Origin of the sequence: Pseudoalteromonas sp. APM04 (assembly GCF_022809815.1) — a bacterium.
GTDB classification, from domain to species: domain Bacteria; phylum Pseudomonadota; class Gammaproteobacteria; order Enterobacterales; family Alteromonadaceae; genus Pseudoalteromonas; species Pseudoalteromonas marina.
Genome location: NZ_CP094441.1, coordinates 1,112,549 through 1,138,013, shown reverse-complemented (window position 1 = coordinate 1,138,013; position 25,465 = coordinate 1,112,549). Strand labels below are relative to the sequence as shown.

The 25,465-nt window shown below is 39.5% G+C and carries 23 protein-coding genes and 10 tRNA genes; 17 read left to right on the top strand and 16 right to left on the bottom strand.

Annotated features, from left to right (window positions below; all coding sequences use genetic code 11):
- Nucleotides 1–2 precede the first annotated feature (2 nt).
- The 4 genes from speA to MTP24_RS05395 form a co-directional block, all read right to left on the bottom strand.
- Entirely contained in the window at nt 3–1,916 is a 1,914-nt protein-coding gene (speA, locus tag MTP24_RS05410; protein WP_243533125.1) for a biosynthetic arginine decarboxylase, read from the bottom strand.
- Between the two features lie 328 nt (nt 1,917–2,244).
- Nucleotides 2,245–3,114 (bottom strand): MYG1 family protein, encoded by an 870-nt coding sequence (locus MTP24_RS05405; RefSeq protein ID WP_243533123.1) that lies wholly within the window; start codon nt 3,112–3,114, stop codon nt 2,245–2,247.
- Nucleotides 3,115–3,314: 200 nt separating this feature from the next.
- Entirely contained in the window at nt 3,315–5,555 is a 2,241-nt protein-coding gene (locus tag MTP24_RS05400) for an EAL domain-containing protein (RefSeq protein WP_243533121.1), read from the bottom strand.
- 205 nt (nt 5,556–5,760) lie between these two features.
- Nucleotides 5,761–6,222, bottom strand: a complete 462-nt coding sequence (locus tag MTP24_RS05395; RefSeq protein ID WP_006794515.1) for a GNAT family N-acetyltransferase — start codon at nt 6,220–6,222, stop codon at nt 5,761–5,763.
- A gap of 245 nt (nt 6,223–6,467) precedes the next feature.
- On the opposite strand from MTP24_RS05395, the gene cysZ reads away from it, so the two are divergent.
- The gene (cysZ, locus tag MTP24_RS05390; protein ID WP_039036810.1) at nt 6,468–7,196 is read left to right on the top strand and encodes a sulfate transporter CysZ; all 729 of its coding nucleotides are present in this window, start codon (nt 6,468–6,470) and stop codon (nt 7,194–7,196) included.
- A 75-nt stretch (nt 7,197–7,271) separates the two neighbouring features.
- Here cysZ and rlmM read toward each other — a convergent pair whose 3' ends face one another.
- From rlmM to hemA, 12 genes are all read right to left on the bottom strand, one after another.
- Nucleotides 7,272–8,357 (bottom strand): 23S rRNA (cytidine(2498)-2'-O)-methyltransferase RlmM, encoded by a 1,086-nt coding sequence (gene rlmM, locus MTP24_RS05385; RefSeq protein WP_008133126.1) that lies wholly within the window; start codon nt 8,355–8,357, stop codon nt 7,272–7,274.
- Nucleotides 8,358–8,374: 17 nt separating this feature from the next.
- Entirely contained in the window at nt 8,375–8,743 is a 369-nt protein-coding gene (locus MTP24_RS05380; protein WP_243533119.1) for a DUF423 domain-containing protein, read from the bottom strand.
- A complete protein-coding gene (locus MTP24_RS05375) occupies nt 8,743–9,375 on the bottom strand; it encodes an alpha/beta fold hydrolase (RefSeq protein WP_243533117.1) in 633 nt (210 codons plus the stop codon). The genes MTP24_RS05380 and MTP24_RS05375 overlap by 1 nt, the downstream gene beginning before the upstream one ends.
- 2 nt (nt 9,376–9,377) lie before the next feature.
- Nucleotides 9,378–10,274, bottom strand: coding sequence for a transcriptional regulator GcvA (locus MTP24_RS05370; RefSeq protein WP_006794510.1), 897 nt, complete (start codon nt 10,272–10,274; stop codon nt 9,378–9,380).
- A 118-nt stretch (nt 10,275–10,392) separates the two neighbouring features.
- Nucleotides 10,393–11,247 (bottom strand): 3-deoxy-8-phosphooctulonate synthase, encoded by an 855-nt coding sequence (gene kdsA, locus MTP24_RS05365; RefSeq protein ID WP_006794509.1) that lies wholly within the window; start codon nt 11,245–11,247, stop codon nt 10,393–10,395.
- 9 nt (nt 11,248–11,256) lie between these two features.
- Nucleotides 11,257–12,510, bottom strand: a complete 1,254-nt coding sequence (locus MTP24_RS05360) for a DUF819 family protein (RefSeq protein ID WP_058428627.1) — start codon at nt 12,508–12,510, stop codon at nt 11,257–11,259.
- A 14-nt stretch (nt 12,511–12,524) separates the two neighbouring features.
- Nucleotides 12,525–13,352 carry a tetratricopeptide repeat protein gene (locus MTP24_RS05355; RefSeq protein WP_243533669.1) on the bottom strand — a complete coding sequence of 276 codons (828 nt, stop codon included), beginning with the start codon at nt 13,350–13,352 and terminating at the stop codon, nt 12,525–12,527.
- Between the two features lie 144 nt (nt 13,353–13,496).
- The gene (locus MTP24_RS05350) at nt 13,497–13,871 is read right to left on the bottom strand and encodes a SirB2 family protein (RefSeq protein ID WP_243533115.1); all 375 of its coding nucleotides are present in this window, start codon (nt 13,869–13,871) and stop codon (nt 13,497–13,499) included.
- Between the two features lie 28 nt (nt 13,872–13,899).
- Complete coding sequence (locus MTP24_RS05345) at nt 13,900–15,441, bottom strand: DUF3369 domain-containing protein (RefSeq protein ID WP_006794505.1); 1,542 nt, start codon at nt 15,439–15,441, stop codon at nt 13,900–13,902.
- A 56-nt stretch (nt 15,442–15,497) separates the two neighbouring features.
- Nucleotides 15,498–16,337, bottom strand: coding sequence for a peptide chain release factor N(5)-glutamine methyltransferase (gene prmC / locus MTP24_RS05340; RefSeq protein WP_243533113.1), 840 nt, complete (start codon nt 16,335–16,337; stop codon nt 15,498–15,500).
- Nucleotides 16,338–16,339: 2 nt separating this feature from the next.
- On the bottom strand, nt 16,340–17,425 hold the full coding sequence (gene prfA / locus MTP24_RS05335; RefSeq protein ID WP_006794503.1) for a peptide chain release factor 1: 1,086 nt from the start codon (nt 17,423–17,425) through the stop codon (nt 16,340–16,342).
- A gap of 7 nt (nt 17,426–17,432) precedes the next feature.
- A complete protein-coding gene (hemA, locus tag MTP24_RS05330; protein ID WP_170865573.1) occupies nt 17,433–18,689 on the bottom strand; it encodes a glutamyl-tRNA reductase in 1,257 nt (418 codons plus the stop codon).
- Nucleotides 18,690–18,772: 83 nt separating this feature from the next.
- Here hemA and lolB point away from each other — a divergent pair, with 83 nt between their 5' ends.
- From lolB to MTP24_RS05250, 16 genes are all read left to right on the top strand, one after another.
- Nucleotides 18,773–19,360, top strand: coding sequence for a lipoprotein insertase outer membrane protein LolB (gene lolB, locus MTP24_RS05325; protein WP_243533111.1), 588 nt, complete (start codon nt 18,773–18,775; stop codon nt 19,358–19,360).
- A 2-nt stretch (nt 19,361–19,362) separates the two neighbouring features.
- Nucleotides 19,363–20,220 carry a 4-(cytidine 5'-diphospho)-2-C-methyl-D-erythritol kinase gene (gene ispE, locus MTP24_RS05320; RefSeq protein WP_243533109.1) on the top strand — a complete coding sequence of 286 codons (858 nt, stop codon included), beginning with the start codon at nt 19,363–19,365 and terminating at the stop codon, nt 20,218–20,220.
- Between the two features lie 88 nt (nt 20,221–20,308).
- Complete coding sequence (locus MTP24_RS05315; RefSeq protein WP_008133143.1) at nt 20,309–21,256, top strand: ribose-phosphate pyrophosphokinase; 948 nt, start codon at nt 20,309–20,311, stop codon at nt 21,254–21,256.
- A gap of 150 nt (nt 21,257–21,406) precedes the next feature.
- Nucleotides 21,407–22,024, top strand: a complete 618-nt coding sequence (locus tag MTP24_RS05310) for a 50S ribosomal protein L25/general stress protein Ctc (RefSeq protein ID WP_008133144.1) — start codon at nt 21,407–21,409, stop codon at nt 22,022–22,024.
- An 18-nt stretch (nt 22,025–22,042) separates the two neighbouring features.
- Entirely contained in the window at nt 22,043–22,627 is a 585-nt protein-coding gene (gene pth, locus MTP24_RS05305; protein WP_008133146.1) for an aminoacyl-tRNA hydrolase, read from the top strand.
- Between the two features lie 53 nt (nt 22,628–22,680).
- Complete coding sequence (gene ychF / locus MTP24_RS05300) at nt 22,681–23,772, top strand: redox-regulated ATPase YchF (RefSeq protein ID WP_243533106.1); 1,092 nt, start codon at nt 22,681–22,683, stop codon at nt 23,770–23,772.
- Nucleotides 23,773–24,090: 318 nt separating this feature from the next.
- Nucleotides 24,091–24,167, top strand: a tRNA-Met gene (locus MTP24_RS05295).
- A 47-nt stretch (nt 24,168–24,214) separates the two neighbouring features.
- Nucleotides 24,215–24,299: transfer RNA gene (locus tag MTP24_RS05290), tRNA-Leu, on the top strand.
- 40 nt (nt 24,300–24,339) lie between these two features.
- A tRNA-Gln gene (locus MTP24_RS05285) sits at nt 24,340–24,414 on the top strand.
- A gap of 5 nt (nt 24,415–24,419) precedes the next feature.
- Nucleotides 24,420–24,496 (top strand) — tRNA-Met (locus MTP24_RS05280).
- Between the two features lie 94 nt (nt 24,497–24,590).
- A tRNA-Leu gene (locus MTP24_RS05275) sits at nt 24,591–24,675 on the top strand.
- Between the two features lie 40 nt (nt 24,676–24,715).
- Nucleotides 24,716–24,790, top strand: a tRNA-Gln gene (locus MTP24_RS05270).
- A gap of 66 nt (nt 24,791–24,856) precedes the next feature.
- Nucleotides 24,857–24,941: transfer RNA gene (locus tag MTP24_RS05265), tRNA-Leu, on the top strand.
- A 40-nt stretch (nt 24,942–24,981) separates the two neighbouring features.
- Nucleotides 24,982–25,056 (top strand) — tRNA-Gln (locus MTP24_RS05260).
- Nucleotides 25,057–25,094: 38 nt separating this feature from the next.
- Nucleotides 25,095–25,179, top strand: a tRNA-Leu gene (locus tag MTP24_RS05255).
- A 39-nt stretch (nt 25,180–25,218) separates the two neighbouring features.
- Nucleotides 25,219–25,293 (top strand) — tRNA-Gln (locus MTP24_RS05250).
- Nucleotides 25,294–25,465: the final 172 nt, after the last annotated feature.

Sequence of the window (25,465 nt, the reverse complement as noted above, 5' to 3'; positions counted from 1 at the left end):
GCTTATAACTCTTCTAAATAAGTGTAGCCATTAAGGCCGTTTTGCAACTCGTCTAAAACGCTTTGCTGTTCATTTTTATCTATTTTTGCAGACACTAACTGCGCGTACGAATGTTGAAAGCTCTCAACATCTAAATGCACATAGCGCATCATATCGGCTACGGTATCGCCCTGGTTTATTTCGCTGATGCTGGCAACGCCTTGCTCATCCATATTGATAATGGCGCTGTGTGTATCGCCAAACAAATTGTGCATATCACCTAAAATTTCTTGGTATGCACCCACTAAGAAAAAGCCCATTAAGTAAGGCTTATCTGCACTGTACTCAGGCACGGGTAATGTGCTTTCAATGCCTTGACCATCAACATAATGCTCAAGTGCACCGTCTGAATCACAGGTTATATCAAGTAATACAGCGCGTTTTTTTGGTGCTTCGGTTAAGCCACTTAATGGCAATACCGGAAACACTTGATCAATCCCCCACGCATCAGGCAATGATTGAAAAAGCGAAAAGTTTACAAAAAACTTATCGGCTAAACGCGCATTTAACTCGTCAATAATCGGGCGATGAAAACGGTTTTTGTTATCCATGTGTTTGTTAAGCTCATAACAAATACGTAAGTTAACTTGCTCTGCCCACGCACGCTGCGTTAAATCTAAAAGCCCAAGAGCAAACTGGTTATGCGCCTCTGCTAAATCCCCTTGGCTGTCGTGATAAATTTCAATCAGTGCGCGGTCATCCGTTAAATCGGTTAATTGCACAAACGAGGCCCACATATTATTTAATAAAAGCGGTGCATCGCCAGCAGGCGCTTTTAGCTGTTCTGGTACGTAGCTTTCTGTGCCTATAACATTTGATATAAGCACCGCATGATGCGCCGTTAGTGCACGCCCCGACTCAGAAATAATAGTCGGCATGGGCTGCGCGTACTGCTTACACGTATCACCTATGGTGTACACAATGTTATTTGCATACTCAGCTAAGCTGTAATTCATTGAGTTATGCGATTGGCTGCGGGTACCATCGTAATCAATAGCTAAACCGCCCCCTACATCTAAGCACTCAATGCTTGCACCTAATTTGCGTAGCTCACAGTAAAAACGCGCGGCTTCGCTAACACCTAAACGCACATCGCGAATGTTTGCCATTTGCGAGCCTAAGTGAAAATGCACAAGTTGCATTAAATCAAGTTGGCCTGCCTCTTTTAAACGGTTTACTACATGTAAAACTTGCGACGCTGATAAACCAAATTTAGATTTTTCACCGCCACTTGCTTGCCACTTACCTTTACCCTGCGATGCTAAACGAACGCGAATACCAATACGCGGTTTAACATTTAGCGCCTTTGCTTGGCTAAGTACCATGTCGAGCTCAGAGAGCTTTTCAAGCACTATGTATACTTTGTGGCCTAGCTTTTCGCCAATCAGTGCTAAGCGCACATATTCTTTGTCTTTGTAGCCATTACATACAATCACTGCACTGGTTTTTTCTGCCATTGCCAAAACAGTTAATAGCTCTGGTTTGCTGCCCGCCTCAAGTCCTAATTGTTTTTTTTCTAATTCGGCTTGGCTTGCTACTATTTCTTCAACTACTTCGCGTTGTTGGTTTACTTTAATTGGGTAAACTAATAAGTAGTCTTTTGGGTAACCATAGTTTTCAATCGCGGTATTAAATGCGCCACATAAACTGTGCACTCGATGATGTAAAATTTGTGGAAAGCGTACTAAAGCCGGTAAGCTTAAGCCTTTTTCTTGAAGTTGTTTTGCAATATCTGTCAGTGCAATAGTTTGCTCAGGGGCCTGAGCCTTTGGCGCTACATACACATCACCTTGATCATTAATACCAAAAAAACCTTGGCTCCAATGACGAACATTGTAACTCGTGCGAGCTTGTTCTAGTGATGTTGTCTCTTTCATTTATCTTTCTCTTTTATTTAATGAATGCCGGTTCGGCTAATTGCGCGCATTAAAAGAAAAATAGACCCTTAAGTCCAACAAGTATTTTTACTCGTAACGAGTGATTTTTAATATTAAAAATAAATAGTAAACAGCATGACCAACAAAACCTTATTTTATAGGGCCTAGCTTTAAGAAAAGCTCAGATTGGTAACACACTCATATATTGAGGGGTAATTTTAGGTGTGGTTTAAACAACTGCGTAGGAGCAAATTAATTACTTAGCCTGAAGTCTGCTTTTGAGATTTGATTTCAGAATCAGGCTAATTAACTATTGAAGCTAAATCATTTATTCAGCTAACGCCACTTCGGCAAGCTTCATTGTGCTCTCAAATGATTTAGTGCCAGCAATAAATAGCCCATTGTGACAAAAAACAGCGTCGTCTAATCCCGTTTGTGCTTGGAAGTCTTCATCAGACAAACCAGCCCATGCTTTAGGAAGCGACTTTCTATCTTCAAACGAGCCGGGCTCGACAGGGACTGTTTGAAGTATCCATTGACCTGAATGTGAAGGATAAACCATGTACAACGCTTCGCTTGACAAAATATGGACTGTTTTTTTCCATGGCGTGTACTTTTCAAGCACAATAACGCGAGGATCTTCAGCACTTTCTATCGCTTTAGCGACAATTGCTTTTGCATTGACACTGCTACTTGCTGACGCTATAAATCGAGTCAGCATACGAGAAGCAAATTCGACAGCTTCATCAAAGCACTTATCAAACTCAGGGCTCTCTTCCCATGTTGGGTTATACATTGAAATTGTTTGACTTAAACTTATACCCTGCTGAACACCCTCAACATGACCACAATCAATTGCATCAATGGTTGAAACTAATCCTGCATCAACTCTGTCTGCAACTGCTTGATTATTGTCACACAGTGCTAAACCATACTTTTGCCACACCAATCCAAATGACGAGTACGGTATTCCATTTTCACGTTCCCCTGCGCCACCACGTTGGTGGTGATCAAAACGCCCAGCATCTGGATCGTATTGCCCACCTACATCAATCACTATATCAGCACTGTCCATAAGCGCTTTATCACGTGTACGTACTAAATTAAACGAAGGGTAGACATGTTTAAGCACCGCGATGCTAAATACATCATCGGCATGAAAATTACCGTTATGAGTAACTACTGTTAAATCGGTCACTGAACTGGTGTCTTTATTAGAAAGGATAAGGAAGTCTCGCTCTGTATTGCGTTAATTGTGAAAACTATAGGACGTTAAGTGGTGAATTTTATACGAATGTGATTAACAAGAACAGGATTCTTGTTAGTCGTTTTGATACTACGACAGACTCCAGCCTAATTACCAGAGCATGTTAATTTAAAATTGAAGGTGTGTAAATTTTAATAAGACTGATGCCAGCATAAATAATCATTGAAGCTCATAGGCTTAGCAATTAAATAGCCTTGAATCATGTCAACGCTCATTGTTTTAAGTACGGTAAATTGTTCTTCGGTTTCAACACCTTCAGCAACAACTGTTAAATTAAGGCTTTTACCTAAATTAATAATGGTTTGCACAATACTAAACCCTGTGCCTTTATCTAATATTTTATCTATAAAGCTTTTATCTACTTTTAATTCATTCACTGAAAACGAGCTCAAATGCGTTAAACACGAATAGCCTGTACCAAAGTCATCTATTGAGAAAATAAAACCTTGCTGCTTTAACTCATCAATTTGCGATATTACGCTGGCAATATCGCCGCTAAGCATAGACTCTGTGATCTCTAACTTAATATTCGATGGATTAACATTATAATCATTAACAACATTTAATAATTCCGTTTTTAACGTCGTTGAATTGAACTGGACTTGACTGATGTTGATTGACACTTTAAATGAATCATCAATCAGCTGCTTGCTATTAAGCTCATTTATTAAAATACAAATATCACGCAGAACGGTGTTTTGGAGCTTTTGAATAACCCCATTTTGCTCAGCGATTGGAATAAAGTCATTAGGCGCAATTAGCCCCTTACTTGGGTGATGCCATCTAATTAAAGCCTCAGCACCCGTAATTTTACCATTTGCATTTATTTGCGGCTGAAAATACGCACTAAACTCATCGTGTGCAATGGCTCTTACAATGTCGGTTTCAAGTTCGGCCTGGTTTTCAAGCAATGCTTGTAACTCGGGATCATAAAAGCTGCAGCTATTGCCGTTTTTCATTTTAGAACGGTACATAGCCGTATCAGCAAATTTAAGAATGTTATCGGTTAAATGGTTGCTTTTATCTATTAAACAAATACCAATGCTACAACTGACCTGAAAGGCTAAGCGGCCCACTTCAAATTTATCATAAAAAACACTTTGTATTATTTTTGCTATTTTTTCAGACTCTAAAATTGCACTTTCTGTATTATCACCAACATATTCAAGCAATATAATAAACTCATCGCCACCAACACGCGCTAATGTATCTTTTTCACTAACAACACCACTAAATCGTTTTGAAAGCTCTACAAGAACTTCATCACCCGCGCTGTGGCCTACTGAATCGTTTATTCGTTTAAAATTATCTAAGTCTAGAAATAATAACGCACCGATCACATCGCTTTGCTTTATATTCTCAACATAGGCTGATAATTTGTCATTCAGCATTCGTCTATTTGGCAAACCTGTTAATGGGTCATAAAAGGCAAGCCTTTCTACTTCTAGCTCTGCTTTTTTTCTTGTTGTTATATCGCGTGCAACCCAAACAATGTAACGCTGAGATGGGTTATCTGATTGGTAATCTTTAATGGGTGATGTACGACCTTCAAAAACCATTATTTTGCCGTCGATATCTAATTCGTATTCAAATACTTGAACATCGTTTGTGAGCAATGTTTTATTTATTACCGCCATTATTGATGTGGCATCTTCAGCAGGCATTACGTCATTAATTTTTTTATTTATTAAGTCAGATTGTGATTTGTATAAAAGCGCGTCGGTGGTGCCATAAATATCCATATACTCACCCTCTTCACTAATTATAAGTGTTAAATCGGGCATAACCTTTGTAAAAGCTGCAAATTTTTCATTACTTTTTTCTAAATCAGTAATGAGCTGGTTAACTTTTATGTACTCAGCGTTTTTTTCAAGTGCAATACTTGTGAAATTTACAAAATAGTCGATTAATTCAAGTTCGAAAGGTGAAGGCTTTTTGGGCTTATCGTGGTAAATGGCAAACGTGCCTAAAATACTAGATTTAGTTGAAATAACAGGGGTAGACCAACACGACTGCAATCCAAACTGTAAAGCGACGTCTTTAAAATCAGCCCACAACGATGAATTAGCTATGTCTTCAACAATAACGCGCTCGCCTAAATAAGCAGCAGTACCGCACGAGCCAACATTTGGACCTATGTGAACCCCATTGATTGCCTGACAATAACCATCCTCAATGTTAGGCGCGGCACAGTGCAGCAATTGCCCTTTGTTTAGTGACAAAATAGAACATTTAGCGGATTTTTCATCAATAAGTTCTTCTATCGATAAGCAAATTTCATCAAGAACATCCTCAAACGGGAGTCCAAGCGCTATTTTAGATAAAATATCTTGCTGATGGGATAACAACTTATTTAATCTAACTGTTTCCATTTGACACCACACACTTTCATTATTGTTTTTAGCTTACAGATGTTTTTTAAAAACAGTACGTATTCAGTACCGAATAAAATTATTCGCTTAGGTAACGTAAAGTATAGCTTTAAATAAACGACTTTTACTGCTAACTGCTGTTTTTTATACAATAATAAACAGCATAGCTTTAGTCTATAAAATATAGGTGTTTTAAATCTGCTTGTTATTGGCTTAAGCCAAGCTCCATAAACACACTTTGCGGGTTATCTTGATAAGAACCAAAACAACCACAACGTTTAAATCCTAAATTTTCATATAGTTTAATCGATTCAATTTGTTTAGGGCCGGTTTCCAATCTAATTAATGGTATTTCTTCTTCGCCTGCGTAGTGCAAAAGAATTTGCATAACTCTGCGAGATAACCCTTTCCCACGGTAACTAGGGTTTACATAAAGGCGTCTTACTTCTGCGTAAGATGGTTCCCCTGATTGCATTACAATTGCCCCACAAGCAACAATCCCGTCATCATTTTTTAACCCAATGGCATAAACGTTAGGTTTATCTAGTTCGCTTAAGGTAAGTGATTGCGCGGTAGCTACAGGGTATAAAGAGTTTATAAGTCGGTCGATATCAGCAAAAACATTAATCACATCCTGGTCATTCGGTTTTAAATCAACTAACTGCATTGAGTATCTCAAATTTATATTAATTATATGTTGTGAAACTATACCGAATTGTAACAAATGAACAACCTCTGCATTGTGTTTTAACACAATTACAGCTTTAAATGATTCAGACTCAGTACTTTCAAATAAGGAACTGATAAAAAATGCGTATACCTTGCTTTAAACACTTTGTTACGCAAAATAGCTGTTCAAAATTAATAAGCTATTTATACTAACTTTAGTTGTAAACATTGATTGAGGTTGTTGTGCAGATCATACAAGGTATGGAATATTTTTTTTCAGGGTTTAAATTAATAAGCCAAAAAGGATTAAAGCGCTTTGTGCTCATTCCGCTTTTGATTAATATTTTATTATTCGGTAGTTCATTATTTTTCTTATTTGGGTGGCTGAGTGACAGTTTTAATTATATCAACAATATGCTTCCCGAATGGCTAAGCTGGTTAGAATGGTTAATGTGGCCAATTGCGGTATTAGTCGTGCTATTTAGTTATAGTATGGTGTTTACCGTGATTACAAACTTTATTGCAGCCCCATTTAATGCACTTTTAAGCGAAAAAGTAGAATTGTACCTAACGGGTCAAAAAATTAACGATGATGGCTTTGCTGATTTAATAAAAGATATACCACGTATGCTTGCCCGTGAGTGGACCAAGCTATGCTATTACTTACCACGTGCTATTGGCTTTTTTATATTACTGTGGGTATTACCGGTAATAGGGCAAATTCTGTGGGTTTTATTTACTTGTTGGATGTACGCTGTGCAGTATAAAGATTATGCGTTTGATAACCATAAAATTAGTTTTAAAGAAATGAAAAACGACTTAAAGTCTAAACAGGGGCTTTCTTATGGGTTTGGCTTTGCTGTTATGCTATTAACAGCCATTCCATTTGTTAACCTAATTGTTATGCCTGTCGCGGTATGCGGTGCTACAAGGCTGTGGGTAGATAATTACCGACCAAAATACCGAAGCTAACTCTAAAATGAAGTTATTACTTTAGTAACAGTGTGTATATAAAAATGGGCCTAGCGGCCCATTTTTTGTCTTCAATCAGCTGTATAAGCTTTGAGGGACTTTAGTCACATTTAAATGTACCGTGATCTCTTCTCTATCATGGTATAAATGCTTAGCTTGTAATTCGTAGCTAATACCGTACTTAGCGAGCTCTTCTTTTATCATTGCTAAGCACTCATATACACTGTCAAAGCGCTTTTTCATTGGTAATTTAAGATTAAAAATAAGCTCTTTTGCATAGGCATTAACTGCCCAATCAATCATTAGGCTGGTTACTTTGGTTGGTTTTTCTACCATGTCACATACAAGCCAAGTAATGTTTCTTTTCTCTGGACGATATTTAAAGCCATCCTCTCTAAAATGCTTAACCTGCCCTGTTTCCATTAGGTTATCATTCATTGGTCCATTGTCTATTGCATTAACAAACATGCCTCTGCGCACCAACTGATATGTCCAACCACCTGGGCATGCGCCTAGGTCAACACATCGCATACCTGCAGCAACACGTGTTTCTCTTTGTTGCTCTGGTATAAACACATTAAACGCTTCATCAAGTTTAAGTGTAGAACGGCTAGGACCATCGCTTGGCATACGCAAACGTAAAATCCCCATAAAGTTGGGTGAATTGTTATAGCTGTATGAGTAGCCAACATATGCGGTATTATTTTCCAAAAATAACACATGCATCACAGGCCGATTTGCCTTTGACTCACGCAACACGGTGTTTTGTTTCTCTAGTGCTTTTTTAAGCGGTGTGGATATTTTTTTACAAAAAGTAAGTAGTTCTTTCCCTTCGTTTGTATCAGGCGTCTCTACTCGTAGTTCAGCGCATAAAGGAAAATCTTTAGCTGCTTGCACAACTGCGCCTACACGGTCTTCTAAAGGCATATCTTCTAATAATGTGCCGGCAAACCACTGGCGAGCAAACACCATATTTTTGAAGTCGATTTTTTTGATTATTTCGTCGCTATGCTGCGCTTCAAAACATTCATATATAACGTAACCTGTATTAGGTTTTGCTTTTACATACCCTGCAAAACCCTGCTCAGCAGCATGAAATGTTATTTCAGCAGCTGCATCGTTTTCAAACCCACTGCGACAATAAATCACAACACTAGACATAATAACCCTTAAACTTTTTAAAACTTAAATCGTGCAACTTGCACTAAAATAACAATCCAACCAATAATAAAGCACACCCCACCAAGAGGAGTAATTGGCCCTAACCACTTCATTCCTGTCAGTGCTAATAAATATAGGCTGCCACTAAAAAGCAGTGTACCTATTATAAAAAAGTGGCCAGCCCAATTTAGGTTAATACCCCATTTTAAGAGTAAAGCTACTGCAATTAATGCTAAACCGTGCACCATTTGATACTCAGCGGCTGTTTTAAACACACCTATCGAATATTCTGATAGACGACTTTTCAGTCCGTGAGCGGCAAAAGCCCCCAACATAACCGAAAACATACAAAATAAACTGCCTGCCATTAAAAATAGTTTTGTCATTATTTACCCAACATTTTGTTTATAAATTGCGCTGTACTAGAAGCTGCTATTTGGCGGTTTTCTAATTCAGTAATGCCACTTTTTTTACGTGGTTTTAATGAATGGTCACCATCAGCCAGCCATACATAGTCGGGCTGTTTTGGCATTGCCAGCGTTTTTAGTTCTTCACGCGTACCAAATGTATCTCGCTCACCTTGCAACACTAAAAAAGGACAAGGAATATCAGCAAAGTGTTCTGTTCGAAGCTTGTCTGGTTTACCTGGTGGATGAAATGGGTAACCAAATGCAATAACGCCTTTGATCGGCTGTTTAGTTGTGCATGCAAGCATTGACGCCATTCGCCCGCCCATTGATTTACCGCCAATAAACAATGGTAATTTAGGTTGGGCATGCGTTAATACTTGCTCATAGTATGCAAGCAACTTGGGAGCACGCTCTGGTGGGCGTCGCTTGCTGGTTTGCTTTGCAATTTGCATATATTCAAAATCAAATAAACCAACATCAACACCCTGCTCACTGATCAGTGCAGCCACGTGCTGCATAAAATCAGAATCACTGCCAGCACCAGCACCATGGGCAAAAATAAACTGCGCAATTGCGGGTTGACTTTGACTTTTGAACCATTCAATCATGATTAATACTCTTGCTCTTGTTCAACCAAACTTAGCATCCATTCTTTAAATGACACTATTTTTCCCAATTCAGTTTGTGATTCACGAAGCACCAAATAATAAGCGTTTTTACTTTCTAGACTGTGGCTAAACGGAATAACTAGTCGCCCTGCATCAATATCTGGTTTGGCTAACACACTATTCCCAATTGCAACGCCTTGGCCATGAACGGCAGCTTGCAGCACCATAGAAGAGTGGCTAAATATAGGCCCTTGATTTACTTGTACGTTACGTACACCCGCAGTTTTCATCCACGTTTTCCAATTTTTACGTGTAGTGTCATGCAATAAGGTGTGCTGTGCTAAATCACTGGGTTGATCAAGTGGTTTGGGGCCACTCAATAACATAGGGCTGCACAATGGCACTAAATACTCTGTATGTAACTTATAAGCTTGCACTCCATTCCAGTGGCCACGCCCGTAGTAAATGGCAATATCGACATCGTCACTTAACGAATTTTCGTCTTGGTCTTGTGCTTTTATTCTTACGTCAATTTCAGGGTGTAACTCATTAAATAAACTTAAACGAGGCACTAACCATTGAATTGCAAAACTAGGGGTTAAACTTACCGTTAATGAGCCTTTGGCCCCTCGCGCAAGTAACTTTTCTGTGGCATCAATCAGTTGCGTAAAAATTTCTTTAATATCTAAAAAATAACCTTGGCCTTCTTCCGTTAATAATAAAGAGCGATTTTTTCGTAAAAATAGCTTTAAACCTAAATGTTCTTCGAGTGTTTTTATTTGATGACTGACAGCTGCTTGCGTTACATAAAGCTCTTCTGCGGCTTTTGTAAAACTTAAATGCCGTGCTGCAGCTTCAAATGCTTTGAGTGCGTTTAATGGGGGGACTCGTCTTGACATAATAACCAAGCTTTGAATTAGTTTTTCTTATGCATGAATTATATACCCATGACGAGAAAGAGTATATTTAAGGTGTAAAAAAAGCGACTAATGTCGCTTTTTATTATACGGTCACTTTTTATAAGTCGCTAGCGCTGGTATCTAACGGCGCAAAACTCTTAACCAAATCATCCACCGCTTTCATTTGCGATAGGTAGCCTTCTAATTTACTAAGGGCTAATGCACATGGTCCATCACACTTTGCTTCATTAGGGTTTGGATGTGCTTCTATAAATAAACCAGCGATCCCCAAAGCCATTCCACTTCTGGCTAGCTCTGCCGCTTGAGCTCGACGCCCATCAGCTGAATCTGCACGACCACCTGGACGTTGCAACGCATGCGTTGCATCAAAAATTACAGGTGCCATTGCTTTCATGTCATCCATTCCTAACATATCAACAACCAGGTTATTATAACCAAAGCTAGAGCCACGCTCACAAAGTGCAATATTATTATTACCAGCCTCATTAAATTTAGTAATGATGTGGCGCATTTCATGTGGTGCTAAAAACTGCGGCTTTTTAACATTGATAATCGCACCTGTTTTTGCCATAGCAACAACTAAGTCTGTTTGACGGGCTAAAAAAGCAGGCAACTGAATAACATCAACCACTTCAGCAACCGGCGCCGCTTGATGCGGTTCGTGAACGTCAGTGATAAGAGGAATGTTGAAGGTGTTTTTAATTTCTTCAAATATTTTTAACCCTTCCTCCATTCCCGGACCACGGTACGAGTTGATTGAAGAACGATTAGCTTTATCAAATGATGCTTTAAACACATATGGTATGTTTAGCTTTGTCGTCACTTCTACATAATGCTCTGCAATGCGCATGGCTAAGTCGCGCGATTCTAAAACGTTCATACCACCAAATAAAACAAACGGTTTGTTGTTTGCTAATTCAATATCATTAATTTTGATAATTTGATCTTTCATTTTAATTCCTTAAGGTGCAACTGCTTGCAACATTAATCCACAAATATAAGCCATGTATGTACCCACTCCGTAACCTAATACAGCCAGTAAAACACCGACAGGCGCAAGCGAAGGGTGAAATGCTGACGCAACAACAGGCGCAGACGCTGCGCCTCCGACATTAGCTTGCGAGCCTACTGCCATATAAAAAAGCGGTGCTTTAATTAATTTTGCAACAAGCAACATTAAACCAGCATGCACTAGCATCCAAATAGCCCCCACTAAAAACAAGCCCGGGTTATCAAAAATAGCGGTTACATTCATATGTAAGCCAATTGAGGCAACTAAAATGTATAAAAAGCTTGAGGCTACTTTAGATGCACCAAATGCTTCAATCTGTCTTACTTTAGTAAAAGACAAACTAATACCAATGGTAGTTGAAATGACAATTAACCAGAAAAACTTACTGGTTAAACTGTACTCTTTTGCCCACGCATAATTATTAGCGAAAAACGGCCCTAAAAAGTCTGCGCAAAAATGGGCTAAACCAGTAATACCAAATGCAATAGCAAGCAATGTCATGTAGTCATTCAGCGTTGGCATGCGCGCATGCTCTGCATGGTATTTTTCAACACGCTGCTTTAAATCTTCAATGGCGCTGGTGTCTGCTCCTGTAGCAGCATCAATTTTCTTATGGTTAGCTGCCATTAGTAACAAAACTGCCATCCAAATATTAGCCACTATGACATCAACGGTGACCATCACTGAAAAAATATCGCCGCCCACCTCAAACATTTCTTTCATTGAGGCTTGGTTTGCACCACCGCCAATCCAGCTTCCAGCTACGGTGGTCATGCCGCGCCATACAGCATCTGGCCCATGCCCGCCTACAATTGTAGGGTCTACCGCGCTCACAACTAATATAGCCAGGGGTCCGCCGATAACAATACCGAGCGTTCCCACTAAAAACATAATTAGTGCTTTAGGACCTAAGTTTAAAATCGCTTTTAAATCAATGCTAATAGTTAAAAGTATCAAACAGGCAGGTAATAAATAGCGTGAAGCAACGTAATAAACATTCGATTTATTACCATCGACAATACCAAACGTATTAAGCAAAGAAGGTAAAAAGTAGCAAAGTAATAGAGCCGGTACATATTTATAGAACGTTTTTAATGCTGGGCGCTCGCTGTTTGAGGTTTTAAATATAAACCCCAAAATAACCGCAAGTAAACCAAGCACAACTGCATCATTGGTGATTAATGCGCTTTGTGTTTCAACCATGGTATTCCCTAATATTAATGGTGAGTTTTATTATTATCTTCTAATTCTTCAATTTGGTGTTGGATGATTTCTATTGCTGGATCATCTGGGCATTCATCTACAAAAAATTGTAGATCATCGCGGGCCATTTTAGGGCAATCGAGCTGATTTAATAAATACCCTCTGTCACGCCTTTCGTAAGGGTCGTCGCCAATTAATTCCATTAACATTTCAACGCATGTTAATGCGTGGCCAAATTTATTTTCACTAATGAAAGACCACTTTTGCTGCGCTAAGAAAAGCTTATAAACTTCATCGTCAAAAATAAGTTCTAAGGGCTCTTGTTCTTGCCCTTCAGCTTCATCAGCATTTTCAGGAATAATATACCAACTTTGCTGACCGCTACTTGGTTCAACCAAATAGCCTTCTTCATCGCTCATAGCAATATGAACACCTATATCGCCTTGATTTAGGCTCATACTGGCATCGAGGTTAGCCTGTTGTAAAAAATGACAAAGTAAAATTGCCAGAGTAGTTGGCGAGCCGCTACGCATAGTTAGGGTGTAGCTTAGGCTATTTAATTTATGCTCAGGTACTTTTAAACTCGAAGCGCTAAATAGCCATGTACTGTAAAAGGTGTCTAGCAACTTATCTAAGCGTTCATGAGAATCGGGTACAACAATGCATAATGCATTAACTTGTTTTTCAAAATCAGCCAGAACATCAAAAGCGGCTGTTAAGTCTAGTTGTGGATCCCATTTCGATTCAGCCTTAATGCAACGATAGATTGCCGCAGGGGTAAAGTCATCGTAAGCATCATCAATATAAGAGTCATCGTGTTCATCAAACCCAAAAGTGGTCATCAATACTGCAACATTTCTAGAAAACGAACGCGTAGTTTACCTAATTCTACCCATATATTCCAATAACGAAATGTACTTGACCAAATGCATGGAGGGAATATTCGAGCTTTAGAGATACTAAAGCTCGGTAAATTAATTTAAGGCTTAAAGTAGTAATGCTGACTTGGCTGTTGCCAAATAACCAATAGCTAAAATAACAAACGTATTTACAATAAGGTAAGATACTTTAGCCAAAAAATTAGTTTGCTTAGCGCTTATAATTCCAATAGCAATATAAGCAACCACTAATATAATTTTTTCTAATAACCAGTGTTGTTCAAACGGGTTTATCTTCCCCATATACATGAGTGTAAATGCAGAAATTAAAAGTAATGTATCAATGCTATGACTACCAATAAATACAAGTTTATTACGAGCAATTTTGCCACTGCCCATTCGTGAAAAAGATCGAATATAAAATAAAACTACACTCAATGCTGCTATTGCCATGTGTGAGTGCTTTACTGCTAAATAATCCATATGCCTCTGTTCTTCTATTTATATAAAATTAATCTGGGTAACGTTTGATAATTATTTCAAGTTCATCAAGGTTTGCGTTAAAAACATCAACTAACTTTGGTTCAAAATGCGTGCCTTTTTGTGCGTTTATCTCTTCAACAACACGCTCGAGCGTCCATGAATCTTTATAGCAGCGTTTGTGCCTTAACGCATCATATACATCAGCCAATGCCACAATGCGGCCGAATATATTAATTTTATTCCCTGCTAAACCTTCAGGGTAACCAGAACCATCCCACTTTTCGTGATGTTCCTTGGCTATAGTGGCACCTGCACTGACAATTTCATGTGCTGATCCTTTTAAAATCCCATAGCCTTTATCAGTGTGGGTTTTCATTACTTCCCACTCTGGTGCATCAAGCCTTGCGGGCTTATTTAATACCGAATCGGGGATACCTACTTTGCCTACATCATGCAAAGGCGCAGCTAATCTAATCAAATCAGCTTGCTGTTTAGATAAACCATAACCAAGCGCCAAAGCATGGCAAATATGTGCAACACGTTTTACATGATTACCTGTTTCAGTAGAGCGTTGTTCAACCGCTTCACTTAATCTGTAAACAAGCTCTTGTTGCGTGGCCTCAATCTCTGATTGTAACTGAACATTTTCAAAGGCTAATTGTACATTTTGAGCAAAAATTTCAACGAGGTTGCGTTGTGTATCGGTTAGTGTATTTGGAATGCCTGTGATAAACAGCATTGAGCTGTGGTTATATTCACTGCTGCAATAAGCAAATAGGTAATTATCTTTGTAGATAATAGACTGATTATTTAACGCTTCTTGGCATGCGCTTAGTTGCTCTGCGTGTAGCACCTCTTCAAGGTCTTTACCTTCACTTTTTTCAAACTCACCGGTACCTGAACAAATAATCATTTTATTGTTCTGAGATGCTGGGTTTTGTGCAACAAGCGTGGTCGCGTACATAGCCTGATCTGAAATACCAAGCAATGATGTAAGTTGCTGCATTACTCCTTCTATAAAATGCTCTATTGAATGTGCAGAAAAAATATTGCGTGATGCAGTTATTATTTTCTCAAGGCCAACACGAGATTGTTCTATTGAAATAATATCGCGGTACGAACGAAGGCTCGACATGATAACTGTAAACAATTTTTGTGCGGTGAGTTCTGTTTTTGATTTGTAGTCGTTAATATCAAAATTAACTATTACTTGGCGTTCTGGTGCCTGACCAGGTTGGCCGGTACGTAAAATAATACGAATGTGGTTATTTTTTGCGGTTTCACGAATATATTTTACAACTTGCAGGCCTGCATCGTCTGTTTCCATTACAACATCAAGTAAAACAATTGCTGCGTCTTTATGCTCATCAATTAAAGTTTTAGCCTCAGCGCCAGAATACGCGCTTATAAATTCTAAACGTTTATTTTGAAACTCAAAATCACTCAATGCCAATTTAGTAACTGCATGAACTTCAGGTTCGTCATCAACGATTAGTACTTTCCAGGTGCCCAAATCGGTGTTATCCACCGGTGTGTCTGGCTCATCTGAAAATAAAAAGTCACCCATCATAATTAGAATTCCTACATGACACATTTAACACACGGATGCAGTAATAATTAAGCTTATTATGGCCACTGTGCGAGCGTTACACGGTCATTTTCACCAAGATCTTTTATCGTTTTAATATTAACAAAGGCCATCGTTTTAAAAAATTCACGAACAGCAAAACCTTGGTCATAACCGTGCTCTATTAGAAGATAGCCACTAGATAGCAAATAGTCACGTGATTGTGTAATTATTTGTTTAATATCAGACATTCCTGAATCTTCAGCAACTAAGGCAGATAAAGGTTCAAATCGCACATCGCCTTGAGCCAAATGTTCGTTACTACTTTCTATGTACGGTGGGTTGGTCACTATAAGATCAAAATATTCATTATCAAGTGAGCTAAACCAATTGCTTTGTTTAACACGCACATTACTAAGTCCTAGACGCTGTTGATTCCGAGTTGCAAGCGCTACAGCGTCAGTCACTTTATCAACCGCTGTAATATTCCACAAAGGCATTTCACTACCCAATGCCAATGCAATGGCGCCAGTACCTGTTCCCAGGTCCAGAACTTTTGCATTTTCCGAAATTCCTAAACCAAGTGCAGCTTCAACTAATGTTTCAGTATCTGGCCGCGGAATTAACGTTGTTGCATTGACTTCTAAGGTTAAGCTCCAAAACTCACGTTGCCCTGTAATATGCGCTACAGGTTCGCCGCTTAATCGCCGAGCGCAAAGAGTATCAAAGGAGTGTTGTTGCTCTGTACTGAGCAACCTTTCGGGCCAAGTAAAAAGATAGCTACGTGGTTTATCAAGAACATGAAGAAGTAATACCTGTGCGTCTAATTTCGCACTTTCGCTGCTTTGCGCTAATAAATTAGCGCCAGCAGCAACAGCTTGCTCGAGAGTTTGATTCACTATTACTCATCGCCCATTGCGGCAAGTAAATCAGCCTGATGCTCTTGCATTAATGGGTCTACGATGGCACCTAAATCACCCGCTACAACTTCATTTAAGCGGTACAGCGTTAAGTTGATACGGTGATCGGTTATACGTCCCTGCGGATAGTTATATGTACGAATACGTTCAGAACGGTCACCACTACCAACTAAGTTACGACGCTCAGAGGCTTCTGCTGCATGACGCTTCTCATCTTCAGCTTGCTGTAAACGTGCTGCAAGTACTGACATCGCTTTAGCACGGTTTTTATGTTGCGAACGCTCATCTTGACATTCAACAACCACACCAGTAGGTAAATGCGTAATACGAATTGCTGAGTCAGTTTTATTTACGTGCTGGCCACCTGCACCCGATGCTCTAAAAGTATCTACTTTTATATCGGCGGTGTTAATTTCAATTGCTTCAGCTTCTGGTATTTCTGCCATTACCGCTACGGTGCACGCCGATGTATGAACACGACCTTGCGATTCAGTCTCTGGTACACGTTGTACACGGTGTACGCCAGACTCAAATTTAAGCTTACCGTATACGCCTTCACCGCTAATGTTAGCAATGACTTCTTTGTAACCACCGTGTTCACCTTCATTGGTAGTTACTACTTCTAATTTCCACTTTTGCGTTTCAGCAAAACGGCTGTACATTCTAAATAAATCACCGGCAAAAATAGCGGCTTCATCACCCCCTGTACCTGCGCGGACTTCCAAAAATACATTGTTATTATCTTTTGGATCTTTAGGAAGCATTAATACCTGAATTTCATCTTCAAGACTTAATATTTGTGCTTTTGCTTCTTTATACTCTTCCTGTGCCATTTCTCGCATATCAGGGTCTGAGTCTTTAAGCATCTCTTCAGCGCTTGCTAAATCTTCTTTTGTTTGTTGATATGCTAAAAAAGTTTTAACTATTTCTTCAAGCTCTGAGTATTCTTTTGAAAGGCCACGAAAGCGATTTTGATCGCTAATAACCGACGGGTCGCTCAACAGTGCTTGTACTTCTTCGTAGCGCTCTACTAGCGTTTCTAATTTATTATAAACAGACTCTTTCATTTAACGGTTATTCCTGATCAATACCTAACATTTTTTTCAACTGATTTAATTGAGCCACTTCACCTTTTTTAGCCGCATCTTGAATGGCACGGGTAGGCGCGTGCATTAAGCGGTTGGTTAACTTATTGGCCAATTCTAAAATTACTTTTTCTGCGTCTTTACCACTAGAAAGCTGGCTAACTGCTCTTTCTACTAATTCAGACTTAATTGTTTGAACATCGTTTCGATAGTGACGAATTAACCCCACAGAATCGAGTGAACGCATCCACATACAAAACTCTTTGGTGCGCTCAGTAATAATTATCTGTGCCTGCTGTGCGGCTTGTTCTCGCGCTGCCATATTTTCACTTACAATCGTTTGTAAGTCGTCAACCGAGTATAAATAAGCCGCATCTAGCTCACCTACTTGGCTTTCAATGTCGCGCGGTACCGCAATATCAATAAACAACATCGGTTTGTTACGACGCTGCTTTAGTGCTTGCTCCACAACCCCTTTACCAATAATAGGCAGTGTACTGGCCGTTGAGCTTATTATAATATCTGCGTTATGCAAACGCTCTGGCAACTGCGCTAATGCAATGACATCTGCCGACACTTCATCGGCTAAATTGCGGGCTCGTTCAATCGTTCTATTGGCTACGGTAATATTTTGTGGCTCATTTTGATACAAATGCTTAGCAACCAGTTCTATTGTTTCGCCTGCACCTATTAATAACACATTGGTTTTATCAAGCTTGCCATAAATATGCTTAGCTAAATTAACAGCCGCAAACGCTACCGAAACTGCACTGGCGCCTATGTTAGTTTCAGTTCGGACCTCTTTCGCAACTGAAAATGTCTTTTGAAACAAACGATCAAACGTAACACCCACTGCATCATGGGTTTTAGCACTATTATAGGCTTGTTTAATTTGCCCTAAAATTTGCGGTTCACCTAACACAAGCGAATCTAAACCGCAGGCAACGCGCATTAAATGGTTAATTGCTTGATTGCCCTCGTGGCAATAAATGTTATTACTCAGTTCCTGTTCATCTAAACCATGGAAACTGGCAAGCCATGCTAACAGTGTTTGGGAATTTTGCTGAGCAAGGCTACAATAGATTTCTGTTCGGTTACAGGTAGACACGATCACAGCTTCATTAAAGTCGGCATGGCCACTTAATTGCTGCAACGCCTCTGACATTTGCTCAGGCGAAAAAGCCACTTTTTCACGCAGTTCTACGGAAGCAGTTTTGTGATTTATACCTAGTGCTATTATGGTCATGTTTGCCAAATATTGCTGAGCCCTACTTTAAAGGCGGCAATTTTACCAAAAATCAGCGGAATATGGAAAGTAAGGAACAACATTTGATTAGACATTATTTAATATTAGCTATAACTTTTATGTTTTTAAGTGGCTGCGCGCAACAATTAACCCATAAAACAGCAGTTTACGACAACTGGAAAGGTAAACTCGCCAATCAAAAAACTTGGCATGTAGAGGGGAAACTTGCTTTTATTAGTCCCGATGAGCGCCAATCTGCAAACTTAAATTGGCAGCAACAAGAAAATAACAATAATTTAGTACTGACTTCATTTATTGGCACACGCATTTTACAACTAAAACAGTCGCGCAATGTTGCTGAGCTTGAATTTGACGATAAAGTTTATGTAGATACCAATGCATCTGCGCTGCTTAAGCGCTTAACTGGCTTTGCTTTACCTGTTAATAATGCTGATAACTGGCTTAAAGGCACTATTGATTCACAAACGTTGCAAGTTGATGAACTTGGCCGTTCGAAACAAGTACTTTGGTTAGATAATGAAAGTAAACAATGGCAAATAAACTATGCTGATTATATACAAACCGCTGGTTATTGGTTGCCTACAAAACTGACGCTCAAACACCAAAAAATTAAAATTAAAATTCAACTATATGACTGGCAATTTAATTAACTATGAATAGCAAAACCTTTTTTTCACTTATTGCACCTGCAAAACTCAATTTATTTTTACATATTAATGCGCGCCGAGATGACGGGTATCACGAATTAGAAACCTTATTTACTTTCTTAAATTTCGGCGATGAGCTCTCTTTTGAGTTAACAGATGAACCATCAATTTCAATCACTGGTGATACTAAAGGCATACCACTTGAAGATAATCTCATCTATAAAGCTGCTTTAATGTTACAAACTGATACTAAAACAAAGCACGGTGTAAAAATAAATTTGATAAAACGACTGCCTATGGGAGGAGGTGTTGGAGGGGGGTCGTCTGATGCGGCAACAACACTATTAGCGCTCAATAGATTGTGGAATATTAATTATGACATTAATAAACTTGCTAATTTAGGGTTACAATTAGGGGCTGATGTGCCTGTATTTATACGTGGTGAAAGCGCCATTGCGCAAGGCATTGGGGAAAAACTACACCGTGTTGAACTTGCGCAAAAATGGTACTGTGTTGTGCACCCAAACCAGCATGTAAGCACCGCTAAAATATTCACTCACCCCGACTTAAAACGCGATACTCCAAAAATCTCAGGTGATTGGAAACAGCAAACTTTACACAACGATTGTGAGCCTTTAGTTAAAAAGCTATGCCCCGAGGTTGAAAAAACCCTCCAGTGGTTGCTAAAATACGCTCCGTCGAAGATGACCGGAACAGGTTCATGTTGTTTTGTAGAGTTTGATACACAAGCTCAAGCTAGCCATGTACTTGCTAACCTCCCCCATACTTGGCAGGGGTTTGTAGCATCAAATGCTAATATCTCTCCTGCTCATACGGAGTTAACCGCCATTTTCGATCAATGAAGTAACGTAAAAGTAATCATAAGTTAACTCGTAATGATTTTTATCATTGCTCGTTAGTCCAAAATTTCAGTGCCTGAGGAACCCTACCGTGCCTGACATGAAGCTCTTCGCTGGTAACGCAACACCTGAGTTAGCTCAAAAAGTTGCAAAACGTTTATATATTGAATTAGGCGATGCTGTTGTTGGCCGTTTTAGCGACGGTGAGATCAGTGTTCAAATTAATGAAAATGTTCGTGGCTCGGATGTTTTTATCTTGCAATCAACCTGTGCCCCTACAAACGATAACCTTATGGAACTTATCGTTATGGTTGATGCTCTTCGTCGCGCATCTGCGGGTCGTATTACTGCCGTCATTCCTTATTTTGGTTATGCCCGTCAAGACCGTCGCGTACGTTCTGCCCGTGTACCAATCACTGCTAAAGTTGTTGCCGATTTCTTATCGAGTGTAGGTGTAGACCGTGTACTTACGGTTGATTTACACGCAGAGCAAATTCAAGGCTTCTTTGATGTACCAGTAGACAATGTATTTGGTAGTCCTGTATTACTTGAAGATATGAAAGAACGTCATTTTGATGATGTTGTTATTGTTTCTCCAGATATTGGTGGTGTAGTGCGCGCACGTGCAATTGCAAAACTATTAGACGATACTGATTTGGCTATTATTGATAAACGCCGCCCACAAGCAAATGTTTCTCAGGTAATGCATATTATTGGTGATGTAGAAGGCCGTGACTGTATCATTGTTGATGACATGATTGATACTGGTGGTACGTTATGTAAAGCAGCTGAAGCACTTAAAGAACATGGTGCTAAACGCGTATTTGCTTATGCAACTCACCCTATTTTATCAGGTAAAGCAGCTGAAAATTTACGTGATTCTGTTATTGACGAAGTTATTGTAACCGACTCAATTCCCTTATCTGATGAACTTAAAGCGCTTGATAAAGTAAAAGTGCTAACGCTTGCTGATATGTTAGCAGAAACTATTCGTCGTATTAGCAACGAAGAATCTATTTCAGCGATGTTTGAGCATTAATCTCAGGTATTTGCTGAAAACAAAAGCGCCTTTTGGCGCTTTTTTTGTATGCTATGTATATTTTACTGAATCACAGTGGTATGATAGCGCGCCTTTTGGCTAGGGACCTTGGTCGCAAAGGCCCTAAACTTTTAAATAATTGGAGACATCATGTCTAACACAACTTATACATATGACGCTGAACTTCGCGTAGAAACTGGTACTGGTGCGAGCCGCCGCCTACGTCGCGAAGACAAAGTTCCTGCAATCCTTTACGGAGCTGACAAAGAAGCTTTATCTCTTACTTTTGCTCATAAAGATATGATCAAAGCACAAGAAGACGAAGGTTTTTACACTCATATTCTTACACTTAATGTAGGCGGCGAGAAAGTTGAAGCTATCTTAAAAGATATTCAACGTCACCCATTCAAGCCTAAGCTTACTCACCTTGATTTCCAACGTGTAGACGCAACTCATAAATTAACAACTAAAGTTCCTCTTCACTTCATCGGTGAAGAAATCGTAACTAAAGCTGGCGCAACTGTTGTTCACCAGTTAACTGATGTTGAAATTTCTTGTCTTCCAAAAGCATTACCAGAATTCATTGAAGTAAATGTTTCTGAGTTAGTAGCTGGTGATTCAATCCATATCTCTGATTTACAACTACCTGCAGGCGTTGCGTCTGTTGAATTAGGTAAAGGCGAAGGCCATGACCTTTCAGTAGTTACAATCAAAGCAAACAAAGCAGCTCCAGCTGAAGACGAAGAAGCTTCAGACGCTGCAGAATAATATTTAAGGTCTCGCACCTTGAATTCTATTCAAATGCTTGTGGGCCTGGCTAATCCAGGCCCCGAATACGCAAATACACGCCACAATGCAGGTGCTTGGTTCATCGAGCAACTCGCAGCACGCTACAACTGTACGCTAAAACACGATCCTAAATATCACGGCCTTACTGGCAAAGTGATAATCCAAGGCCAAGAATTCAAATTATTGATCCCCACCACTTACATGAATTTAAGTGGTAAAGCGGTCAGTAGTTTAGCCAACTTTTTCAAAATCCCTGTTGAAAATATCTTAGTTGCACATGACGAGATGGATTTAGAGCCCGGTGTCGCCAAATTAAAAAAAGGGGGCGGACACGGTGGTCATAATGGCTTAAAAGACATTATGGCAAAAATGGCAAATCAAAAAGATTTTATGCGTTTACGTGTTGGCATAGGTCATCCAGGACATCGTGAAATGGTTACCGGCTGGGTGCTTGGGAAAGCGCCAAAGGTTGACCAAGAAAAAATGGATGCTGCTGTAGATGAAGCAGTTCGTTGTATGGAAATACTTGCAAAAGACGGCGTGCTAAAAGCACAAAACAGACTTCATTCGTTTAAACCCTAATAAACTTGAGTCCAAGTGCACGGTTAAACGAATTCTAAACAAGGTATCTTACTATGGGTTTTAAATGTGGCATCGTTGGCTTGCCTAACGTAGGTAAATCAACGCTTTTCAATGCATTAACTAAAGCGGGTATTGAAGCCGCTAATTTTCCTTTTTGTACCATTGAGCCTAATACAGGTGTGGTACCTGTTCCAGATCCTCGCTTGGACGAGCTTGCTAAAATTGTAAACCCACAACGTATTCTTACTACAAGTATGGAGTTTGTTGATATTGCAGGCCTTGTAAAAGGCGCATCAAAAGGTGAAGGCCTTGGTAATCAGTTCCTAGCGAATATTCGTGAAACTGATGCAATTGGTCATGTAGTACGTTGTTTTGAAGACGAAAACGTAATTCACGTTGCAGGAACAATTGACCCTGCTGACGATATTGACGTAATCAATACTGAGTTAGTACTTGCTGATATGGACAGCGCTGAGAAAGCGATGTTCCGTAATGCTAAAAAAGCGAAAGGCGGCGATAAAGAGGCAAAAGAACAAAATGCGGCGCTTGAAAAAGTAAAAGTACACCTTGATGAAGGCCTTACACTTCGATCGTTAGAATTAACTAAAGAAGAAAAAGCAGCTATCAGCTCTATTAACTTCTTAACTATCAAACCAACTATGTATATTGCAAACGTAGCAGAGGATGGTTTTGAGAATAACCCACTACTTGATCGCGTTCGCGCTATAGCTGAATCAGAAGGCGCTGTGGTTGTCCCTGTGTGCGCAGCAATCGAATCTGAGTTATCTGAACTTGATGATGAAGACAAACTCGAATTTATGGCTGACCTTGGCTTAGAAGAGCCAGGCCTTAACCTTGTAATTCGAGGCGGCTACGAATTACTCAAGCTACAAACTTACTTTACCGCAGGCGTAAAAGAAGTGCGAGCTTGGACAATTCCTGTAGGTGCAACAGCGCCGCAAGCTGCTGGTAAAATTCATACCGATTTTGAACGTGGATTTATCCGTGCACAAACCATTGCTTATGACGACTACATTAACTGTAAAGGTGAAAGTGGTGCAAAAGAAGCGGGTAAAATGCGCCAAGAAGGTAAAGAGTACATTGTTAAAGATGGCGATGTAATGAACTTCCTGTTTAACGTATAAGTATTTATTCCCTCTATTTAGGGAAATAAATTTTAAAGGCTCGTTTTTACGAGCCTTTTTTGTTTTTTAAACGTATATACACTGTCAGCTTTTGGGAATAAATAACACTAAGTTAATTTTAAAAAAGCGCAACCTGTTATACTTCCTCTTTAATCGGTGTTAAAAAAACGGCGTTTTTATTAAAATTTAGCCTGTTAGCTTAATTTTCCTGCAAACAAACACAGTTAAGTGTTTTTTTGCAAAAAAGGTGTTGACGAATTTGGGTCATGTCAGCATAATACGCCCCGCACTCAGCGATGAAGTGCTAACAAAAAAGATGGCTAAGTAGCTCAGCTGGTTAGAGCACATCACTCATAATGATGGGGTCACAGGTTCAAATCCCGTCTTAGCCACCATTTATTTTTTGTTGCTCAATGAAGAGTTTAAAATAACTACCTTGTGTGCGGGAGTGGCGGAATTGGTAGACGCGCTGGATTTAGGTTCCAGTATCTTAGGATGTGAGAGTTCAAGTCTCTCCTTCCGCACCAATATTCTTGATAAGAATTAAAACTATCAGTTGTTTATTGTTGGGATATCGCCAAGCGGTAAGGCACCAGGTTTTGATCCTGGCATTCCCAGGTTCAAATCCTGGTATCCCAGCCAACAATGGCTAAGTAGCTCAGCTGGTTAGAGCACATCACTCATAATGATGGGGTCACAGGTTCAAATCCCGTCTTAGCCACCATTTCTTTTTTAAGAATTGGCTCTGCAAGAGTTAAATTGCAACTCAATGAAGAGTTTAAAATAACTACCTTTCTTTGATTATTCAAAGTAAAAATGCGGGAGTGGCGGAATTGGTAGACGCGCTGGATTTAGGTTCCAGTATCTTAGGATGTGAGAGTTCAAGTCTCTCCTTCCGCACCATGTTCTTGATTAGAACTAAAACTATCAGCTAATTCTTTGTTGGGATATCGCCAAGCGGTAAGGCACCAGGTTTTGATCCTGGCATTCCCAGGTTCAAATCCTGGTATCCCAGCCAACACTCTTCTACTAAAGAGTGTTGTTAAAGAATAACTCCGTTATGAGTATAAACATAAAACTATATGCGGGAGTGGCGGAATTGGTAGACGCGCTGGATTTAGGTTCCAGTATCTTAGGATGTGAGAGTTCAAGTCTCTCCTTCCGCACCACGTTCTTGATTAGAACTAAAACAATCAAATATTTCTTTGTTGGGATATCGCCAAGCGGTAAGGCACCAGGTTTTGATCCTGGCATTCCCAGGTTCAAATCCTGGTATCCCAGCCAACTTCTTCTACCAAAGAATGTTGCTAAAGAATAGAACTGCGGGAGTGGCGGAATTGGTAGACGCGCTGGATTTAGGTTCCAGTATCTTAGGATGTGAGAGTTCAAGTCTCTCCTTCCGCACCACGTTCTTAATTAGAACTAAAACTCATCCAAATTTAAAGTTGGGATATCGCCAAGCGGTAAGGCACCAGGTTTTGATCCTGGCATTCCCAGGTTCAAATCCTGGTATCCCAGCCAATTTTCTATTTCTCTTCCATGTTATTATTTATAACCAATTCCATCAGCAAAAAAGTATTTTTCTGTAAAAATTATCCAATTATTTACTAATTCCATAGTTCAAGATCAGTCGCTAAACATCTCGTGATATAAATGTACTGAAGCTGATTGAAAAAATAATACGTTTAATAAT

Excerpts from the sequence above, each read along its gene's own strand:
- speA (WP_243533125.1), bottom strand. The coding sequence starts at position 1,916 with ATGAAAGAGACAACATCACTAGAACAAGCTCGCACGAGTTACAATGTT.
- MTP24_RS05400 (WP_243533121.1), bottom strand. The coding sequence starts at position 5,555 with ATGGAAACAGTTAGATTAAATAAGTTGTTATCCCATCAGCAAGATATT.
- MTP24_RS05395 (WP_006794515.1), bottom strand. The coding sequence starts at position 6,222 with ATGCAGTTAGTTGATTTAAAACCGAATGACCAGGATGTGATTAATGTT.
- rlmM (WP_008133126.1), bottom strand. The coding sequence starts at position 8,357 with ATGTCTAGTGTTGTGATTTATTGTCGCAGTGGGTTTGAAAACGATGCA.
- MTP24_RS05380 (WP_243533119.1), bottom strand. The coding sequence starts at position 8,743 with ATGACAAAACTATTTTTAATGGCAGGCAGTTTATTTTGTATGTTTTCG.
- MTP24_RS05375 (WP_243533117.1), bottom strand. The coding sequence starts at position 9,375 with ATGATTGAATGGTTCAAAAGTCAAAGTCAACCCGCAATTGCGCAGTTT.
- MTP24_RS05370 (WP_006794510.1), bottom strand. The coding sequence starts at position 10,274 with ATGTCAAGACGAGTCCCCCCATTAAACGCACTCAAAGCATTTGAAGCT.
- kdsA (WP_006794509.1), bottom strand. The coding sequence starts at position 11,247 with ATGAAAGATCAAATTATCAAAATTAATGATATTGAATTAGCAAACAAC.
- MTP24_RS05360 (WP_058428627.1), bottom strand. The coding sequence starts at position 12,510 with ATGGTTGAAACACAAAGCGCATTAATCACCAATGATGCAGTTGTGCTT.
- MTP24_RS05355 (WP_243533669.1), bottom strand. The coding sequence starts at position 13,352 with ATGACCACTTTTGGGTTTGATGAACACGATGACTCTTATATTGATGAT.
- MTP24_RS05350 (WP_243533115.1), bottom strand. The coding sequence starts at position 13,871 with ATGGATTATTTAGCAGTAAAGCACTCACACATGGCAATAGCAGCATTG.
- MTP24_RS05345 (WP_006794505.1), bottom strand. The coding sequence starts at position 15,441 with ATGATGGGTGACTTTTTATTTTCAGATGAGCCAGACACACCGGTGGAT.
- prfA (WP_006794503.1), bottom strand. The coding sequence starts at position 17,425 with ATGAAAGAGTCTGTTTATAATAAATTAGAAACGCTAGTAGAGCGCTAC.
- hemA (WP_170865573.1), bottom strand. The coding sequence starts at position 18,689 with ATGACCATAATAGCACTAGGTATAAATCACAAAACTGCTTCCGTAGAA.
- ispE (WP_243533109.1), top strand. The coding sequence starts at position 19,363 with ATGAATAGCAAAACCTTTTTTTCACTTATTGCACCTGCAAAACTCAAT.
- MTP24_RS05310 (WP_008133144.1), top strand. The coding sequence starts at position 21,407 with ATGTCTAACACAACTTATACATATGACGCTGAACTTCGCGTAGAAACT.
- ychF (WP_243533106.1), top strand. The coding sequence starts at position 22,681 with ATGGGTTTTAAATGTGGCATCGTTGGCTTGCCTAACGTAGGTAAATCA.